The sequence below is a fragment of the Protofrankia sp. Cas8 genome (genome assembly GCF_963555845.1).
Classification (GTDB): domain Bacteria; phylum Actinomycetota; class Actinomycetes; order Frankiales; family Frankiaceae; genus Protofrankia.
The window spans coordinates 5031-24446 of sequence record NZ_CAUVXI010000034.1; the positions used below are offsets into that span (position 1 = coordinate 5031).

The following is a 19416-nucleotide window of genomic DNA, read 5'->3' on the forward strand; positions in this document are numbered from 1 at the left end:
CCGCGACATCGTCGACGACGCCACCTCCTCCCTCGGGTTCACCCCGCACCTGCGGTTCGAGGGTGCCGTGGACTCAACCGTCTGTGACGTTGTCGGGGAGCATCTGGTGGCCGTCCTGCGGGAGGCCCTGTCCAACGTCGCCCGGCATGCGCGGGCGACGCAGGTGCACGTGACGGTCTGGTCCACCGACGGAGAAGTCCGGGTGGATGTGATCGACAACGGGATCGGCGGCGTGGATCCCGATGGGCGCAACCACTCCAGTGGGTTGGCCAACATGCGCAGCCGGGCCGAGGAGCTGGGGGGCAGGTTCATCGTGTTCTCCCCCGCCGGCGCCGGCACCCGACTGTCGTGGTCGGCCCGCACCCGGGTACCGGATCAGGACGCCTAGGGCGTCTGCGGCGGGTCCTGATCCGGTCACCCCATCACGGTGACCCCATCCGGTGACGCGGTCAGGCGGCGCGGTCAGGCGGCGCGACGCAGGGCGGGCATCTCCCCGGCAATCCCGTCGGCGGTGCCCGCCAGTGTCACGACCGCGTCCAGCTCGTCGAAACCGCTGGTGCGGTGAGTGATGAGCAGGAGGGTCCGGCCGCGGGTCACGTCCAGGATCGTGCGCATCACCGCGGCCTCGGTCACCGGATCAAGGTGTGCGGTCGGTTCGTCGAGGATGAGCACCCGTGGATCGGCGAGCAGCGCGCGGGCCAGCAGCAACCGTTGACGCTGGCCGCCGGACATCCGCTCGCCGTCCGCCCCAACCCGGGTCACCAGGCCGTCCGGCAGGGCCGCGACCCAGTCGGCGAGCCCCACCCGAGCGAGCACGCCGGTGAGCTCCGCGTCAGCCGCCCCGGGACGCGCGATCAGCAGGTTCTCCCGCACCGTCGCGTCGAACACGTGCGCATCCTGTGTCATCCCGGTGACACTTCGATACAGCTCGTCGGTTCCGACGTGCCGCAGGTCCACCCCACCGACCTCGACCCGGCCCGCCACCGGGTCACGGAAGCGCAGCAGCAGGTCGACGACGCTGCTCTTGCCCACGCCGCTGGCCCCGACGAGCGCGACCCGGCTGCCGGCCGGTAGGTACAGATTGAAGCCGTCGAGCACCAGCGGGCCGTGCGGGCCGTACCGCAGGCGGACGCCGGCCATGCGGACGTCGAGTGGGCCGGCGGGCAGGGGTCGGGGCCGAGCGGGCTCGCCGACCGGCGGCTCGCGGTCGAGGACCGCGAAGACCCGACCCGCGGCCTGGCGGGCTTCGGCGAGTGCCGCGAAGGCGCCGGTCAGGCCTGCCAGCGGCTCGAAGGCGGCGATCGTGGTGAACACGACCACGCCGAGCATCACCGGGGACAGCACCGCGCGGTGCACGGCGTCCACCCCGACGACGCTGACGGCCGCCAGCGTGAGGCCGGCGGCAAGGGAACCGGTCGCCGTCCCCCACGCCGGTGACCGCTGCCACGGCCCGACCAGCCGCAGGATCTCGTCGTCGCGGCGGCGCAGCAGCGCAAGCCTGGACCGGACCGCGCCGAACGCGACAAACTCGTCCAGACCGTCGAGCAGGGAGACGATCTCGGTGTCCCTGCGCGCCCGCGCCAGCGCGGTGGCGGTGACCATCCCACGGGTACGGCGGGCGGTCACCGGCCCGGCGATCACCGCGGCCACGGCGAGACCGACCGCCAGGACGGCGCCCGCGGCCGGCAGCACGACCGTGACACCGATCGCCGCCCCGGCACAGACAAACGCCGCGGACACAGCCGGGCCTACACCCCGCAGCAGCGACTCCCCGACCCCGTCGACGTCCGCGGTGAAACGGCGCAGCAGGTCCCCGCGCCGATGGCTACCAAGACCCGCGGGAGCGAGCGGGACCAGCCGCGCGAACACCTCCGCACGCAGCTGCGCCAGCCCGCGCAGGGCCGCGTCGTGACTGGCAAGCCGCTCAACGTAGCGAAAGGCCGGCCGGCCGAGCCCGAAGGCACGTACAGCGACGACCGCTACCATCAGCGTGAGCACCGGTGGGTGCTGCGCCGCCCGGACGATCAGCCAGGCCGAGGTGGCAGTCAGGCCGATGCCGCACCCCAGGGCGACCGCCCCGGCGAGGATGCCGAGCGCGAACCGTTGCCACGCCGAGGCGAAGAGCACCAACGCCCGCCGTGGCAACACTCCCGACAGACCGGCGGCCCCAACAGCACCGACAGCACCGACAGCACCGACAGCGGCAGCAGGGACAGGATCGGGGACGATGGCAATCGGGACGACGACGGGTGTTGCAACGAGAACGCCCGGTGGGCACAACGGCGTGGGTACCGTCGTGCGGTCATCGGTCACCCGTCCCGCCGAGATTGTGATCACCCGATCGGCGACCCCGGCAAGCACGTCGGAGTGCGCCACGAGTACCACCGTGGCATGTCCGCGCAGCGCCGCGACCGCCGCGGCCACATGCTCCTCCGCGGCGGCGTCCAGGCTTTCCCCCGGTTCGTCGAGCAGGACCAACGCGGCGTTGCGGACCAGTACCCGGGCCAGCGCCACCCGGCGTAGCTCACCGGCTGACAGCTCCCCGCCGTCCTCGCCCACGGCACGACCCGCCGGTGGCGCACCCGCGGCGGCCAACGCCGCGGTGACCTCGGCGGCACCGGCGCCCGGCCGTCCCAGCCGGACCTCGTCGGCGACCGTGCCACCGCAGACCGCATGGGGACGCTGCGGCAGCCAGGCGATCCGGGCCCGCCAGCCGGCCGGGTCAAGGGCGGCGAGATCGGTGCCGTCCACCAACACCCGGCCCTGCGCCGGGATGAGCGCCCCACGCAGCAGGGCCAGCAACGTGCTCTTACCAGCGCCGCTCGGCCCGACCAGCGCGACGATCTCACCGCGACGGATGGTCAGGTCGACGCGCTGGGCATGGCGCAGCTGCACCCCGTCCAGCCGCAGTGTGTCGAACTGAACGGGAACGGGAACGGGAACGGGAACGGGAACGGGAACCGGCCGCCGGCCGGCCGAGCCGCCGGCCACGGTGCGGGTGCCAGCGCCGGTGGGTACGGCGCCGGTGGGCACGGCGTCGATCACATCGAGGGCGGCACCGGCCGCGGTCAGGCCGGACACAGTCGCGTGATACTGCGTGCCGACTTGGCGCAGCGGCAGGTACACCTCCGGGGCGAGCAGCAGCGCGACCAGCCCGCTACGCAGGTCGAGCGAGCCCGACACCAACCGAAGTCCGACCGACACCGCGACCAGCGCCACCGACAGGGTCGCCAGCAGCTCCAGAACGAACGACGATACGAACGCCCAGCGCAACGCCACCATGGTCTGTTCCCGGTAGGCATCGGTGATCCGGCGGATCACCTCCACCTGAGCCTTCGCCCGATTGAAGATCTTCAATGTCGGCAAGCCCTCGACGACGTCGAGGAAGTGCCCGGACAACCGGCCGAGCACCGCCCACTGCTGGTCGGTCCGAGCCCGGGTGGCGAGCCCCACCAGCACCATGAAGATCGGTACCAGTGGGAGGGCGACGGCGAGCATGATCGCGGATGTGAGGTCCGCACCGGCGATGCGGACGAGCAGGAACGGCGGGACGACCACCACCGTGACCAGTGCCGGTAGAAAGCGGGTGAGGTAGGCGTCCATACCGTCGAGGCCGGCGCCCGCGGTGACCGCGAGCGCCCCCGATCCGCCGTCCCGGTCCCGCCCGCCGCCGCCGCCATGTTCGCCGGACGCCTGCTCGCCGGACGCCTGCTCGACGGCCAGCTGTTCCACGACCGCCCCGAGCATGGCGGCACGCAGATCCGCCGAGACCGCCGGGGCGGTCCGCTGCGCGGTCCGCTCGGACAACCAGACCACCACCGACCGGGCGGCGACGACCGCGATGAGAACCGCGACCCCGATCCCGGTTCCGGCCCCGATCCGGGCGCCGTCCCAGGCGCCGCTGTGCCGCCCGAGCAGGGCCGTCGGATCCGTGACCACGACCTGACCCGTGACCACGATGTCGGCCAACACCGTTGTCTGGATCACCACCAGGACCCCCGACGCGACCGCGAGCGCCCCGAACCGCACCAGGTAGCGGCGCAGGGCCGGCACGGTGCGCAGCAGCCGTGGATCAACCGGTCTCATGGGATCCCGCCAGATCCGCCCCGACCAGCCGCCGTCGGAAGACCCAGTACGACCACGCCTGGTAGCCGAGTACTACCGGGGTGAACAGAACCGCCACCCATGTCATAACGGTGAGTGTGTAGGCCCCGGACGCCGCGGCGCTGATGGTCAGACTGTTCCCGGGCGTGCCGCGGGCCGGCAGCACATCCGGGAACAGGGCGGCGAACCAGCTTGCCACCAGCAGGGCGATCGCACCGGCGGTGCCGGCGAACGCCAAGCCGTCCCGTTCGCCGAACCAGGCCAGAACGGCAAAACCCAACGCGAGCAGAGCCGTGGCCGCGACTGCCGCCGAGGCGATTCCACCACGGATCGTGACCGTCCACACAACAAGGGCGGCAAAGGCGACCAGCGTCGGCACGGCCAGGCTCCGGGTCACCAGACGGGCGCGATCGCGTACCGCGCCGCGGGTCTTGAGCGCCAGGAACACAGAGCCGTGCAGAACGCACAGCAACAGCATGGTCACCCCACCCAGTAGGGCGTAGGGGTTCAGCAGGTAGAGAAAGCCACTCGTCACGTTATGGTCGGGGGTCATCTCCAGGCCCCGCACCATGTTCGCGAAGGCGACCCCGAACAGCAACGCCGGCAGCACGCCGCCGATCACGATCCCCCGGTCGCACCAGGCCCGTCCGGCCGCGGTGGTGGCCTTGCCGCGGTACTCCAGGGACACCCCGCGGATGATCAATGAAAACAGGACGAGGAACAGCGCAAGGTACATTCCGCTGAACAGGCTCGCATACCACTCCGGGAATGCGGCGAACATCGCCCCACCCGCGGTGAGCAGCCAGACCTCGTTGGCGTCCCACACCGGGCCGATGGTGCCGAGCACCGCCCGTCGGTCGGTCTCGTCGCTCCCGCCGACTACCGGCAGCAACGCGGCCACGCCGAAGTCGAAGCCTTCCAGGACGAAGAAGCCGACCCACAGGACGGCAACCAGTACGAACCAGAACTCCTCAAGCATCGCCCTACTCCTACCCGGCCGCCGGGCACGCGATCATCGCTTGTCTCGCGTGCCCGGCGGCTCTACGGTCAGCGGTCCTGGGATGTCAGTAGGCGAGCGACGGCAATGCCTCGCCAGGCCGGGATCGGCCGCCAATGGTCACGTTCGGGTTCAGGGCTGGTATCTCGTGCCGCCCGTGGCGCAGGAACAACTGCAGCGCGACGGCTGCCAACGCTCCGTAGATGACCGTGAAGCCGGCCAGAGTCGCGATCACCGCTGTCGTGGAGACCCCGGGCGACACGGCGTCGGATGTGCGCAACAGGCCGAACACGACCCACGGCTGGCGGCCCATCTCGGTGAAGATCCAGCCGGCGGTGTTCGCCAGATACGGCAGGGCCGAGGCCCACACGAATGCGAGCAGGAGATAGCGTCCGCCGGGCAGGTGGCCGCCGCGCATCCGCAGCAGCCCGAGCAGGGCAAGGCTGAAGTAGGCCGCACCGAGCCCCATCATGGCGCGGAAGTTCCAGAAGGTGACGCCCATCACCGGGGTGTAGTCACCCGGGCCGTACCTCGCGACCTCGGCGGCCTGCAGGTCGTTGACGCCCCGGACCGTCCCGGAGAACGTGTTGGTGGCCATGAAGGACAGCAGGTACGGCACCTTAATGTCGATCTTGTTCTCGCCGTGCGAGACGTCACCGTAGGCGAACAGCGAAAGCCCCGCCCCGCGTTCGGTGTCCCACAGCGCCTCGGCGGAGGCCATCTTCATCGGCTGCTGGCGGGTCATGACCTGCCCCTGGAAGTGCCCGGAGACCATTACCCCGACCGACGCGACGGCGCAGACGACCAGGCCCAGGTGCACAGCCCGCCGGTGCAGCTCCACCTGGTGGCCCCGCCGCAGGTGCCAGCAGGACAGCCCGACCACCACGGCCCCGCCGGTCAGCAGCGAAGCCGCCAGCACGTGCGGGAAGGTGACCAGCTGCGTCGGGTTCGTGAGCACCGCCCAGATCGAGGTGAGCTGCGCGTGCCCGGTGTCGGGGTTGATTCGGTAACCGACCGGATGCTGCATCCACGAGTTTGCCGCCAGGATGAAATAGGCGCTGATCACCGTTCCCAGCGACGCCAGCCAGATGGTGGCGAGGTGGACGTTCTTGGAGAGCCGGTCCCACCCGAAGATCCACAAACCGAGGAAAGTGGACTCCAGGAAGAACGCGATCAACGCCTCCATGGCCAACGGCGCGCCGAAGACGTCGCCGACAAAGCGCGAGTAGTCCGACCAGTTCATTCCGAACTGGAACTCCTGGACTATTCCCGTGACCACCCCCATCGCAAAATTGATGAGCATCAGCTTTCCCCAGAAGCGGGTCAGGCGGAGCCATTCAATGTGGCCGGTCCGGTTCCACGCCGTCTGCATGACCGCGACCAGCAGCGACAGTCCGATTGTCAACGGGACGAACAGAAAATGGTAGACCGTGGTGATGGCGAACTGCCAGCGGGCTATCGTGTCGTGACTCATCTGCCTTCCCTTTCATCGAACCGTTGATTGCGGCCGCCGGTGATGCGACAGAACGACGATCGCATCACCTTTGGCCAAGCCGAACCGTTGATTGCGGCCGCCGGTGATGCGACAGAACGACGATCGCATCACCTTTGGCCAAGCCGAACCGTTGATTGCGGCCGCCGGTGATGCGACAGAACGACGATCGCATCACCTTTGGCCAAGCCGAACTGGGGATTCGGGCCTTTAGCCCTAGCGGATAACAGCGACCGGGCACGGAGCGTGCGTCACAACCTGGTGGCCGACGGACCCGAGCAGCAGACCGCCGAACCCGCCGTGGCCGCGGGCACCGACCACCAGCAACTGGGCCGCACGGGCGGCCACGATCAGGCCGTACGCTGCCGCAGCGGCGACCAGGGTGGCCTCGACGGCAATGTCGGGATTGCGTGCGAGCCCTTGTTCAACAGCGGTGTCAAGGGTGATGCCGGCAGCCTTTTCCAGCTCCGCCTCGTCGAACAGGGGGAGGCCGGCGGCATTCGGTGGCGGTTGGGGTTGCCAGCAGTGCGATACCAGCAACGGAACGTGACGCATCCTCGCCTCGACCGCAGCCCAGCGCAGTGCCGTCAGGGACGGCGCCGAGCCGTCGACGCCGACAAGAATCGGGCGACGATCCGGCTGCGGTGGAGCCGGACCGCGTACGACCACCACCGGAACGGGGGCTTCCTGCACGCATCGCGCACTGACCGAACCGACGAACGTCCGGCGCATCCGGGCGAGCCCGCGTGCGCCGACAACGAGCATCAACGAATCCCGGGACTCCTCGACGAGGGCGTCCGACGGCGCGTCGTAAACCGTCCTTTCCACGACATCGACACCGAGGTCACAGGGATGCGTCCGCCGGACCGCGTCATGCAGCACCTGCATTGCCGCACGCTCGAGGTCGTCGACGCCGATCGACGGCGAAATGTCGTCCACAACACGTGGACGCCCGCCCGGACCCCAGGCGAGCACCGCTCGTATCCGCGCGCCGGCCAACGCTGCGTGCACCAAAGTCCAGCGCAGGGCCAACTCGGCATCCGCGGACGCATCGATTCCCACCACGATATCGGATGTCGTCTCCACCCTGTTCACCCTCGCAGCGCCTGGCGACGCGAACGAGAGCGATTCGGGTAGACCGCGGGACCGAAAGTCCCGCCCGCGCGGGCCCGTCAGGCGGAAAGTCCGCCAGCGCGGGCCCGTCAGGCGGGAAGTCCGTCAGCCGGAAATCTTGGTGGCGAACACCGCCGCCTGCGTCCTGCTGGTCAGACCGAGTTTCTCCAGGATGGAGGACACGTTGTTCTTGACTGTTTTCTCAGCGAGATGAATCCGGCTGGCGATCTGGCGGTTGGTCAGCCCCTCGGCGATCAGGCCGAGGATCTGACGCTCCCGCTCGCTGAGGGCCGAGAGCATGCGGTCTTCGGGCGCGCCGTCGCGCAACCGGGTCAGCACCCGCTGGGTGACCGCGGGATCGAGCATGGACTGGCCGGACGCCACTGTCCGGACCGCGCCGATAAGATCGTTACCTCTGATCTGCTTGAGCACATAGCCGGCGGCGCCGGCCATGATCGCGGCAAAGAGAGCTTCGTCGTCGTCGTGGGATGTCAGGATCAGGCAAGGGACCTCCGGTGTACCGGAGCGGATGTCACGACACACATCGATGCCGCTGCCGTCGGGCAGGCGCGCGTCGAGTATGGCGACGTCAGGACGTAGCGCCGGGATGCGCCGCAGGGCCTCGGCCACCAGGCCGGCCTCCCCCACGACCTTGATGTCGCCCTGGCTTTCCAGTAGCTCGCGCATCCCGCGCCGGACGATCTCGTGGTCATCGAGAACGAATACGCGGACAGGCTCCACCGAACCGACGATACCCGCCGAGGGGGCCTTAGCGACCATGGATCGCAGGCAACAGGACATGACAGACCGAAGGGCCTACCGTCGTGTAGGTGACTAGCAGCGACACTCTGTCGAAGGACCTCGCCCGCACGGTCGTCGAGACAGCGGGTCTGGCCCCGTCAATCCACAACACCCAGCCGTGGCGTTGGCGAGTGAGCGCCACCGGCTTGGACCTCCTGGCCGATCTCTCCCGCCGGCTCGACGTCGCCGACCCCGATGGTCGTCAACTCCTGCTGAGCTGCGGCGCGGCGCTCCTGCACGCCCGCCTCGCCATCCGGGCGGCGGGGCTCATCCCAACCGTGACGATCTTCCCGGCGACCCGTGACGACCTTGACGCCGGACCGTTGGCCACGATCCACATCAGCCCCGCCACGAGCGCCCAACCCGCTGATCCCGACAACGACATGCTGCTCGCGGCAACCCGCCATCGGCGCACCGACCGCAGGCCCTTCGACCCGCGCACCCTGGAGCCCGACGCGCTGCGGGCGCTGCGGCGGGCGGCCGAGGTGGAGGCTGGGTGGCTGGTGTCCCTGGACGACGCCGACCTGCGCATCGACACGAGCGTGCTGATCGCCCGCGCCGACTGGTTGGAGAACCACGACCCGGCCTATCGGGCGGAACTTACGGCATGGAGCCGAACCACCGCGGATGCGGTCGACGGCATACCCCGCGATGTGGTGATCAGCTCAGATCAGCCGCGGCAGTCCGAATTCACGATCCGTGACTTCAATGTGGTCGGTGAACCCGGCCTGGCACTACACCAGACTGACGTGGAACGTCCCATGGTGGTCCTGATCGGCACCGACGGCGACACGCCGACCGATCGCCTGCGAGCCGGCCAGGCCATGGAACGGGTTCTGCTGACCGCGACCGCGCGGGGTATCGCCACGTCTCCGCTGGGTCAGGCCGTTGATCTCGAGGCGACCCGGGAGCTGCTGCGGCATTCGATCGGTGGCCTCGGGCACATCCAGATGATCATCAGGGTCGGCTACCCGCTGCCGGACGCCGAGCCGTTGGAGGCGACACCCCGCCGGTCGGTCGACGACATCCTGCGGTTCGAGTGAACGGGTCCGAGTGAACGGGTCCGAGTGAACGGGTCCGAGTGAACGGGTTCGCATGAACGCGCGCCCAGGTACGAAGGTGCCGGCCGCGCAGGTCGCCTCTCGGCGCGTGGTCGCTCGCAGCGACAATGGGGTGAGCCCGGGGGCCATGTCACGGCCGGCACCTCACTACAGTACCGGGTTCCCGGCCGTCGCATCGTGCTGCGGTCAGATCGCCGGAGACGTTGCACGGGACGAGAGCCGGGAAGTTCCTCGTGGATGCCGGCGGTTGTCCTTTGAGGTGAGCCTCAACCGCGCCGTACCCCTGTCCGTCCTCGACCTGGTGCCGGTCGCATCAGGTTCAACGCCCACCCATGCGGTGCGCAATACCCTTGACCTGGCACGCCACGCCGAACGGCTTGGCTACACCCGGTACTGGATCGCCGAACACCACGGCATGCCTGGGATCGCGAGCTCCGCGACCTCCATCCTGATCGGACAGGTCGGGGCCGCGACGAGCGGCATTCGGATCGGCTCGGGCGGAATCATGTTGCCCAACCATGCACCGCTCGTGATCGCCGAGCAGTTCGGGACCCTCGGAGCACTGTTTCCGGGACGGGTCGACCTCGGCATCGGACGGGCACCTGGAACGGACGCGGCAACCGCCCGAGCGCTGCGGCGCTCGACCGGCCCGCTGTCCGCCGATGACTTCCCCGCCCAGCTCGCCGAGCTCGTCGCCTTCCTCGGCGGCACCTTCCCCCCCGATCATCCACTGCGGGCGGTGACCGCCGTTCCGCAGAGCGACATGCCGCCGATCTGGTTGCTCGGCTCCAGCGGCTACAGCGCCCAGGCCGCCGGGATTCTCGGCCTGCCGTTCGCCTTCGCTCACCATTTCAGCTCGGCCAACACACTTCCGGCACTTGATCTGTACCGGTCGACGTTCCGCCCGTCGCCGGGCTGGGACCGGCCCTACGCGATGGTTGCCGCTGCTGTCCTGTGCGCGGAAACCGACACGGCCGCGCAGTGGCTTGCCGGGCCGACCAAACTGGCGATGTTGCGGCTACGGCACGGGCAGCCGGGCGTGTTTCCCACCCCCGCGCAGGCCCATGCGTATCCCTGGACGCCGGCCGAACGCGCCGCAGCCGACAGCGCGACGGCGTCCCACATCGTCGGGTCACCCGAGACCGTCCGGGTCGGCCTGGACGCGCTCATCGACGCGACGGACGCGGATGAGATCATGATTACGACGAACGTCAACCCGCATGCCGACCGGCTGCGTTCCTACGAACTGATCGCCGAGTTCGCGGACCTGTCACGCCACCCCGTGTCCAGTGGGGCACCAGCGAGCCGTACCGGATGAAATCCGTGGCGAACGTGTGCCCGAATCCCAGCGAATGACGATGTGTGACGCGCCTGCATCCAGTTTGATCTGACTCGCAGGTCCGCCGGGTGGGGGCGAGACCGGGCAGCCCACGGGGGGAGCTACCCAGCGCCTCCACCACGGCGTAGCGCCGGCCCAGCTCAGCGCCGGCACAGCGCTGGGCGGGCAGACGTCAGGACGTCAGGACCGCGGCGCTGACATAGGCGAGACTGAACTGGGTGTCGGACCGGGCGCCGGCCGGGTCCACACAGAAGACCGAGACCGTCACGTCGCCGGCGGTGGTGCCGCGCGGTGAACTCCAACCACCGATCGCGCACCGGTGGGTCGGCTCACCGTAGGGGATGACCTCGACGGTGTCCGGGGTGCGGCCGGCCGCCGGGAAGGTCACCTCATACGCACCGGCCGAGAGGTGACGGACGGTGTTCGCCTTGCCGGCGCTGTTGGCGGTGTACCGGTCCCACACCTCCACCGTCCTGCCCAGGGGCGGCTGCACGATCTTCCCTGAGCCGGCGACCTCCTGGCCGGTGAAAGCATGCCCGAACGGCACGTTGTCCGCCCCGATCATCGCGTGCTGATTGGTGTAGATGAGGACGAACGGGGTGTCGGTCCAGGTCTCGCCCACGGCGCAACCGACGAAGATGGTCTGCCGGTCGGCCTTCTCGTCCCGGCCGAGCGGGTTGCAACCGGCCGGGGTGGAGCCGATCGCGTTGACCTGGAGGTTGTTGCCCTCCCGGGCGGAATAGGTCGGACCGACCAGATCGATCGAGTAGCGCCCGACCCCGATCCGGTTGATCGAGATGGACGCGGCCGGGCCGGCGGCGTCGTAGTGGTCGCCCGCCGGGGTCGACGCCTGGCCGGGGGCGTCGTCGCGAAAGTAGGTATAGGGCGGCGGGACCGACACCGACGCCCCGGTGGGGGTCGGGCTCACCCCCTGCCCGCGGAAGTACGTGTCGGAGAAGGTCGACGGCGCACGATAGGACGCCGGCGCGAAGGTGAACAACGCGGTGAACCGCGAGTCGGCGTAGTCCCCGGCCGGCGACCGGCAGGACAGGGTCACGTCCTCGGCCGAACCCGACCGTACCCACCGCTCGGTGTGGCAGCTCACGGGCTGGTCGCCGACCGCGGACGCCACCGCGACACCGCGCCCGCCGGGTACGCCGATCCCCGGGAACGTCACGCTGTAGCGACCGACATCCCGCCGGACCACCGTCGCCGCCGCACCACTGCCGCCCGCCGCACCACTGCCGCCCGCCGCACCACTGCCGCCCGCCGCGGACTGCCAGCTGCCGGCCTGAACAAAGGGCGCGGGCGTCCGCGCGACGTCAAGGGGCGGCGCAGCCTCGTCCGAGCGGACAAAGCCCCACACCGGCGCGGTGGGGTCGGTCGCCGGTGGCGCAGCTGTGGGTGACCCACCCGAACCGGCGCTTGACGCCGCCGCCGACGCAGGCGACACCGGTGAACTCGCATTACCACAACCCACCGCTAACAGAAAAGCGGCCACCACGCCAACAAACACAGAAGCGCTTACCGAAGACAACCGTCGCGACCGCGCCATACCAGGAGCATGTCATGCCTGATCCGATGGGAAAGCCGGGAGTCAGCGAGACGACCGCGGGAGTACCTTGAAGACCTGTCCGGCCGGTCTGAGCGGACGTTGCGAATGGCACGCGGTCTGGGGGTAGGTCGACAATGACGGCGCCGGATGCGGCTCTGAACGCACAGATGGCCCCGCTGGGTCCCCACGACCCCGCCCAGCTCGGTGCTTACACCCTGCTGGGCACGCTCGGCCAGGGCGGAATGGGAACCGTCTATCTCGGGCGCACCGAAACCGGCCGGCTGGTCGCCATCAAGGTGATCCGGGCCGACGTGGCCGACGACCACGAGTTCCGGTCGCGTTTCCGGCTGGAAGCCGAAACGGCCCGCCGGGTCGCCCGGGTGTGCACCGCCGAGGTACTCGACGCGGCACCGGATGCCGAACAACCGTATCTGGTCACCGAGTTCATCGAGGGCCGGACACTGGCGAAGTTCGTGACCGAGAACGGCCCGCTGTCGGCGGCGAACCTTGAGCAACTCGCGGTCGGCGTTGCCGCGGCCCTGACCGCGATCCACAGCGCCGGCATCGTGCACCGGGACCTCAAGCCCTCCAACGTGGTGCTCTCCCCCTTCGGGCCCCGCGTCATCGACTTCGGGATCGCCCGCGCGCTGGACGCCGTCAGCGACCTCACCGGGGACCTCCAGCAGCTCGGCACCCCCGCCTTCATGGCACCCGAACAGATCCAGGGCGAGCCGGTCACCCCGGCGGTGGACATCTTCGCCTGGGGCGGGCTCATCACCTTTGCCGCAACCGGCCGCTACCCCTTCGGCGAAGGCAGCGCGCAGGTTCTGCTCTACCGTGCGGTGAGCGAGGAGCCCCGCCTGGACGGGCTGGACAGCCCCCTGCGCGAGATCGTCGCGAGCGCGATGGTCAAGGCTCCCTCGGCCCGACCGAGCGCGCAGCAGCTGATGCTGCGCCTGCTCGGCGAGCCGCTGTCGACAGAGCAGGTCGACCCCGAGGCAACGGTCACCCAGGTGTTACGCGACTGGCAGCTACCCGCGCCCGGTAGCGCGCCCGGTAGCGCGTCCGGTGGCGCGTCCGGTGGCATTGCAACGCGCGGCACCCGTGGGACGTCCACGCCGGCCACCGTTCGGGGCGACAGCCCGCTGCCGCGGCCCCGCCGCCGGACAGCGCTGGTCGTCGCGGGCAGCGGGGTCGCGGTGGCGGCGGTGGCCGGGGCGGTGCTGGCGCTGGCCACCAGCTCCGACCCGGGCGACAACCAGGCGAAGGTCACCGACATCCTGCCGAAGGCCACTGTCGCGCTCGGCGACGACACGCTGGTCTACTCCAGCGAGCAGGACGGCAAGAAGGACATCTTCAGCGCGCAGGTCGGCCCGAACGGTCTGGTGGGATCGCCGCGAAAGCTGACCCACGATACGGATCCGGACACGCTCCCGGTGATCGTCGGGCCCAGACGCAAGACCGTCCTCTACACGGTGGGTGACTCCTCCCCCAGCCTCAAGGCGATCGCCGCCGACGGCAGCGGCCTGCCGGTCTCCCTTTTCACCGCCGGCCCAGCGCAGGACGTCCAGCTCGCGCCGGATGCCCGGGCGTCGGTGGACCCGACCGGGAGGTTCGTCGTGATCAGGGCTGTCCGCGGCCCGAACGACGGCTCAACCGGCCTCTACGTCATCGCGATGGACGGATCGAGCGTCCGGCAACTACCCGTACCCGCCGGGGCCACCGACCCGTCCTGGTCACCGACGGACAACCGGATCGTCTACTTCGTCAGCGAGAACGGGAGCAACGGCGGCAAGCTGTTCACCGTCGACGCGTTCAACACCGGCGCCCAGCCCGTCGCACTCACCGACGGTAGGGACGGTCTCGACGCCGACCCGTGCTGGTCAGCGGACGGCAAGAGGATCGCGTTCCGCCGCAGCGCCGGTACGAACCTCGCCGAGATGGACATCTTCGTCATGGACGCCGCCGGTGGCGCAGCCGCGCAGCTGACCAACGCTCCCGGCCAGGACCAGGACCCGTCGTTCGCAGCCGGGGACAACAAACGGATCGCCTTCACCAGCCAGCGCGACGGCGCCACCAACCGCGAGATCTACGTGACGGACGCGAACCGCCTCGACGACGCCCACGCGCAGCGGCTGACCCCGTTCAACGGTCTGAACGCCACCCCCCGCTGGCAGTCCGGCTGAGCGCGGGGGGCGGCGTCGCGGCTACGCCGGCTTGCGCTTGGCGGTCTTCGGGTCCATCCGGCGGATCAGGAAGGCCGTGGCGATGACACAGATCACGCCGATCCCCACGCCGGCGGCGATGTCGGTGAGGTAGGCCGACGATGTGTGGTCGAAGAACGGGTCCACGACCACCTTGTTATTGATCAATTTGCCGTCTGGGCGGGTAGCGCCGGCAAGGCTGATCCGGTTGAGATCACCGACCGAGGACAACCCGGCAAAACCCCAGCGGGCCGGCGCGATCAGGCTGATCTCCTCCAGGCCGGGCTTGCCGTGGACGGGCAGGATGCCACCGCTGAACACCAGCTGCGCCATGGTGAGGAGCACGAGCAGCGGCATGGTCTTGTCCGCGTTGTCGACCAGTGCGGAGATGACGAGCCCGAGCATGGCCGAGGACAGCGACACCACGATCACCGCGATCAGACACTCGACCAGGGAGTTGCCGAGCACGACCCCCTCGGCGGGCTGTCTGCCGACAAGCGCGATCAGGGTGAACGGGATGGCCTGCAAGGTCGTGATCAGCGCCAGGACGAGGATCTTCGAGCCGATGTAGGCCGTCCGGGACAGCCCGATCGCCCGTTCGCGGCGATAGATCGCCCGTTCCTTGACGATCTCACGGACCGAGTTCGCCATCCCCATGAAGCAGGCGCACAACACCATCACCAGCAGGATCGTGCCGGCGTCCGCGTTCGGCGAGCCGTCCCCGGCGAGGTCGAAACTACCGGGTATCGCCCGCGGGATCAGCCCGAGCAGGAACGGGAACACGACGATGAGCCGCAGGTAGGACTTGTCGGACGCAACCACCGCCAGCGTCCGCCGACTTAACGTGATCAGCTGGGAGAACACCGACTGCTGGCGGATGCTCGGCAGGTCTTCGCGCGCCGGGCGGGCCGACGGCGCGGTCACCGACGCGGGCACGTAGTAGCGCGACTGGCGGAACCTGGCCGCCGACTCCGCCCCCGGCGTCGCCTCCAGCATCAGGAAGACATCCGGGTAGTCCTTCTTCCCGAAGAAGGACAGCGCGTCGCGCGGCGGGCCGAAGTAGGCGACGTACCCGCCGGGGGCGAGTACCAGGACGTAGTCGCAGAGTTCCAGCTGAGCCACGCTGTGGGTGACCACGACGACCGTACGGCCGTCGTCGGCCAGCTTGCGCAGCGACTCCATGACGTTCTTGTCCATGCCCGGGTCGAGCCCGGAGGTGGGCTCGTCCAGGTAGAGCAGGGTGGGTTTGGTCAGCAGCTCGAGCGCGACGCTGGTGCGCTTGCGCTGCCCACCCGACAGCCTGGCCACCTGGGTGCCGGCGTGCTGGGTGAGCCCGAGCTCCGCGAGGACCTCGTCCACCCGGGCGCCGCGTTCCTCCTTGGTCGTGTCCGGCGGGAACCGCAGCTCGGCGCCGAACTCGAGGGCCCGCCGCACGGTCAGGGTGGTGTGGAGCAGGTCCTCCTGGGGCACGTAACCGATACGGCGGCGCAGCTCGTCGTACTCGGAGTACATGTTCCGACCGGCGTAGCGCACCTCGCCCTTGTCCGCCGGGCGGAACCCGGTGAGGGCGTTGAGCAGGGTGGACTTGCCCGCGCCACTCGGCCCGACCACCGCCAGCAGCGCGCTCCCACGCAGCCGGAAGGTCATGTCGTGCATGAGCTGTTTCTGGCCGGCCCACACGTTCAGACCGTCGGCCTCGAAGCTGACGTCCCCGGAGTCGATGTACTCGACGAGCTCGTTGCCGACAAGTTGGAACACATGGTGACCGACGGCAATCACCGCGCCCTGCGGTACCGGCTCACGGATGATGCGCTTGCCGTTGACGAACGTGCCGTTCGCGGACTCGAGATCGGCGATCTCCACATCGCCGGGACCGGCCGCGCTGTGACCGACGAACAGCTCCGCATGCCGGCGGGAAGCCAGCAGGTCACCCACGACGATGTCGTTGTCGCGGGACCGCCCGATGGACATCCTGCCGGGGTGCAGCGGGTAGGCCGTCTGGCGTTCGTGCTCACGCTCAAGGTCGGGTCCACCGGCGTCATCCAGACGCCGCGGGGCCTGCCTGGGCAGCTGCGGTCCGGACTCGACGCGGGCGGCGCTGCGCAGCATCGTCGGCATCTCGAAATGCGGATCATCGTACTCGGAGGGAGCCTCGCCGGTGGCGGGCACCTCAGGCAGGACGACGACCTCCGGTCCGGTCGGGGTACCGAGCCGGAAGCGGATCTCGCCGTTCACGTCCACGCTCTGCACCCGCTGGCCGTCGAGCCAGGTTCCGTTCGAGCTGATGTCCCGCACGGCCCAGCCCGCGCCGACCGGTTCGATCAGCAGGTGCCGGCGGGACACCCGACTATCGGGCATGACGAAGTCGGCCGAGCGGGCACGCCCGACGACGAACGGCTGGCCGGCAGGCACGGTGGCCACGATGGCGCCGCTGACGACTCTGAGGGTCGTCTGCACGTGTTTCCCCCTTCAGGACGGGACACAGGCCGGATGCCCCGCCGAACTACTTCGACATGGATCGTCCGATCTTGCGGGTCGTCCGAATCGTAGCGTCGTCCACAGACCATGATCCAGGTTGGGTGGACCAATCACCACGGACACAACGCAGGGGGCAGACTGCGCGGGGTCGGCCATGTCGGTACCGGACATGTCCACAGCAGTCATGACCACATCAGTCATGTCCGGAGACGACCGACCACGAGTCCGACAGTATCCGCCAACGAGTAATAATTGCCTGTCGCCCACCCGGCGGTCCGGGAACTGTCGCTGATTCGACGCGACGCGGCGCGGGAACGGAGCGGAGATCCACGGGGTGACCGCCGGCTCAGCCGGCGGCCCCGGCGGGAAGGATGACGTCGGTGGCCGCCGCCCTCACCGCGATGCCGTTGCTGCCGGCCGTGGCACTCTGGATCCGCAGGTTGAACGGCAGCCCGGCGATCGGCAATGGAATCGCCGGCAGCGCCAGACCCCCGGGTAGAACCAGCGTGAGGTTGTTGTCCTTGACGGTGAAACCCGTTTCGATCGACTGCGAACCAATGATCGAACCCACGATCGGCAATGACACATCCACATTCACTTTGACCTTGCCGTCGCTGCCGGGCGCCACCTGGATCTTCCCGATCGAGAGCTTCAGGCTCGCCAGATAGGTGTTGAGATCGCTGTAGCTGATCTGCACATCGGCGGTCACCTTGTCCACCGGGACCTGCCCCACCTGGCCGCGGATCGCGTCCCCGAACGGTACGTGAACGCCCTGTAGGCGGGCTGTCACCGCCGAGATACGCGGCCCGGGTGTGGAGATGCCCGTCACCGTCACCCGCAGGTCGTCATACTTACCGAACAGGATCTGGGTCAGGAACGGGATGCCGCCGATGCTGACGTCGGTCACCGTGGGTGGCGCGACCGTCGGATCCTTGCTGGACTGGGCGACCGCCGCCTGCGCCTTCGCCTTCATCTGGCTTTCGGCGATCGGTACCGACGCACGGTCGGCCACAACCAGCAACGCGAACAGCACGATCAGTGTGATGATCGGCCATCTGCGTCGACGCCGCCGGCGAGCCGGAGCGGCCGGCGAGGCCATCACGCCGGCCGGCTCGACCGGTGGCACGGCTGACGGGCGCTGCGCCGTGTAATCGGAACCGGCCCCGTAACCCGGGTACGCCGGGCCGCGGTCCGCCGGGCGCGACTCGGCCCGGTAGGACTCGTCCCGGTAGGACTCGGCTGGATGGGCACCGGCCGGATACGAATCGGTGCGTCGGGTGTCGGCAAGGGGCGGGTTCGCCGGCCGGACGGGATCGGCGCGGGTTCGCGGTTGTCGACCGGCCGGGCGGAACGAATCCGCCGGCGGCGGCGGACCGACGGGACCCACGACCTGTGCCTTGCGCGTTCCACCGCCCGGCTGGGTACCGGCGGGCGGTGGCAGGCGGCGGGTCGAGTCCTCCGACCCGCTACCCCGGTCCGAGTCGTCATCAGGTCCACGTCTCACGGTCTGGATGGTCGCACGATCGGCGGGTCCTGGCACGACTTGGGTCAGACAGGCGTCAGACCTCCCCGAACAGCTGCGGTGCCCGGTCGGACCCTTTCGGTGGGACGAGTCGGAAAACCGATCCGCGCGGGGCCGAATAGACGTTCCAGAAGTGCTCGGCCACCGCCTCCGGCGAGAGCGGGCCGGCAGGTGCGACGCGGGCCTCCAACACCACGGTTCGAAGCCGGATTCCACGCGCCTGCAGCACCGGCGCAAGCGACGTCCCGAGCGCGAGCAGACCGGCCTTGCCGATCGCGAGGGCGAAGCGCCCGGCGGCCGGTTCGGTGCGCAGCCCGGCCGCGGTCAGCAGTACGCATGTCGAAGGACGATCAGCCAGCAACCCCACAGCGGCCTGCACCACGGTGAGAGCGCCGGTCACGTTGACCGCCAACGTCTGGTTGACCGTCTCCGCCGACACCGACAGCGCAGTGCCCCGGATGCTCAGCTTCGCGTTGTAGACGACGGCGGTCAGGCCGCCGAGCCCGTCTGCGAGTTTGCCCAACGCCGCGGTGACGGCGCCCGGCTCGGTGACATCGGCAACTTCGCCGGCGACCGCGACATCCTCCCGGGCGAGGTCGGCTTCGATCCGCCCGACCGTGTCGGCCGAACGAGCGATCACGCCGAGCGCGAAGCCCTCCCGGGCAAACCGGCGCAGGAGCTGGACGCCGAAGGCCCGCCCCGGTCCGACGACGACGAGCGCCCGCTCGTCCTCCTGCTGCTGCTGCATGC

Annotated in this window: 13 protein-coding genes; 4 read left to right on the plus strand and 9 right to left on the minus strand. The window is 69.6% G+C overall.

From position 1 onward, the window contains the following. Positions 1 to 388, plus strand: a 388-nt coding sequence (locus tag U9977_RS07795) for a sensor histidine kinase (protein ID WP_416210511.1), incomplete at its 5' end; no start/stop codon positions are given. Positions 389 to 462: 74 nt separating this feature from the next. Here U9977_RS07795 and cydD read toward each other — a convergent pair. The 5 genes from cydD to U9977_RS07820 form a co-directional block, all read right to left on the minus strand. Next, the gene (gene cydD, locus U9977_RS07800) at positions 463 to 4086 is read right to left on the minus strand and encodes a thiol reductant ABC exporter subunit CydD (protein WP_322748516.1); all 3624 of its coding nucleotides are present in this window, start codon (positions 4084 to 4086) and stop codon (positions 463 to 465) included. Then, positions 4073 to 5083: a cytochrome d ubiquinol oxidase subunit II gene (gene cydB, locus U9977_RS07805; RefSeq protein WP_322748517.1), complete on the minus strand. Its 1011-nt coding sequence runs from the start codon at positions 5081 to 5083 to the stop codon at positions 4073 to 4075. Before cydB ends, cydD begins: the two co-directional genes overlap by 14 nt. A gap of 85 nt (positions 5084 to 5168) precedes the next feature. After that, entirely contained in the window at positions 5169 to 6575 is a 1407-nt protein-coding gene (locus U9977_RS07810) for a cytochrome ubiquinol oxidase subunit I (protein WP_322748518.1), read from the minus strand. 234 nt (positions 6576 to 6809) lie between these two features. Beyond that, the gene (locus U9977_RS07815) at positions 6810 to 7679 is read right to left on the minus strand and encodes a universal stress protein (protein WP_322748519.1); all 870 of its coding nucleotides are present in this window, start codon (positions 7677 to 7679) and stop codon (positions 6810 to 6812) included. 132 nt (positions 7680 to 7811) lie between these two features. Beyond that, positions 7812 to 8447 carry a response regulator transcription factor gene (locus U9977_RS07820; protein WP_322754578.1) on the minus strand — a complete coding sequence of 212 codons (636 nt, stop codon included), beginning with the start codon at positions 8445 to 8447 and terminating at the stop codon, positions 7812 to 7814. Between the two features lie 89 nt (positions 8448 to 8536). On the opposite strand from U9977_RS07820, the gene U9977_RS07825 reads away from it, so the two are divergent. Together U9977_RS07825 and U9977_RS07830 are read left to right on the plus strand one after the other, a co-directional pair. After that, a complete protein-coding gene (locus U9977_RS07825; RefSeq protein WP_322748521.1) occupies positions 8537 to 9550 on the plus strand; it encodes an Acg family FMN-binding oxidoreductase in 1014 nt (337 codons plus the stop codon). Positions 9551 to 9827: 277 nt separating this feature from the next. Beyond that, positions 9828 to 10886 carry an LLM class flavin-dependent oxidoreductase gene (locus tag U9977_RS07830; RefSeq protein ID WP_322748532.1) on the plus strand — a complete coding sequence of 353 codons (1059 nt, stop codon included), beginning with the start codon at positions 9828 to 9830 and terminating at the stop codon, positions 10884 to 10886. Between the two features lie 193 nt (positions 10887 to 11079). Here U9977_RS07830 and U9977_RS07835 read toward each other — a convergent pair whose 3' ends face one another. Continuing rightward, positions 11080 to 12360: a hypothetical protein gene (locus U9977_RS07835; protein WP_322748522.1), complete on the minus strand. Its 1281-nt coding sequence runs from the start codon at positions 12358 to 12360 to the stop codon at positions 11080 to 11082. A gap of 236 nt (positions 12361 to 12596) precedes the next feature. Between U9977_RS07835 and U9977_RS07840 the strand changes: the two genes are divergently transcribed. Beyond that, positions 12597 to 14648, plus strand: coding sequence for a protein kinase domain-containing protein (locus U9977_RS07840; RefSeq protein ID WP_322748523.1), 2052 nt, complete (start codon positions 12597 to 12599; stop codon positions 14646 to 14648). Positions 14649 to 14669: 21 nt separating this feature from the next. On the opposite strand, the gene U9977_RS07845 is transcribed toward U9977_RS07840, so the two are convergent. The 3 genes from U9977_RS07845 to U9977_RS07855 form a co-directional block, all read right to left on the minus strand. After that, on the minus strand, positions 14670 to 17123 hold the full coding sequence (locus U9977_RS07845; protein ID WP_322748524.1) for an ATP-binding cassette domain-containing protein: 2454 nt from the start codon (positions 17121 to 17123) through the stop codon (positions 14670 to 14672). Between the two features lie 367 nt (positions 17124 to 17490). Further along, the gene (locus U9977_RS07850) at positions 17491 to 18648 is read right to left on the minus strand and encodes a DUF2993 domain-containing protein (protein WP_322748525.1); all 1158 of its coding nucleotides are present in this window, start codon (positions 18646 to 18648) and stop codon (positions 17491 to 17493) included. A gap of 55 nt (positions 18649 to 18703) precedes the next feature. Beyond that, a complete protein-coding gene (locus U9977_RS07855) occupies positions 18704 to 19414 on the minus strand; it encodes an SDR family NAD(P)-dependent oxidoreductase (RefSeq protein ID WP_322748526.1) in 711 nt (236 codons plus the stop codon). Positions 19415 to 19416: the final 2 nt, after the last annotated feature.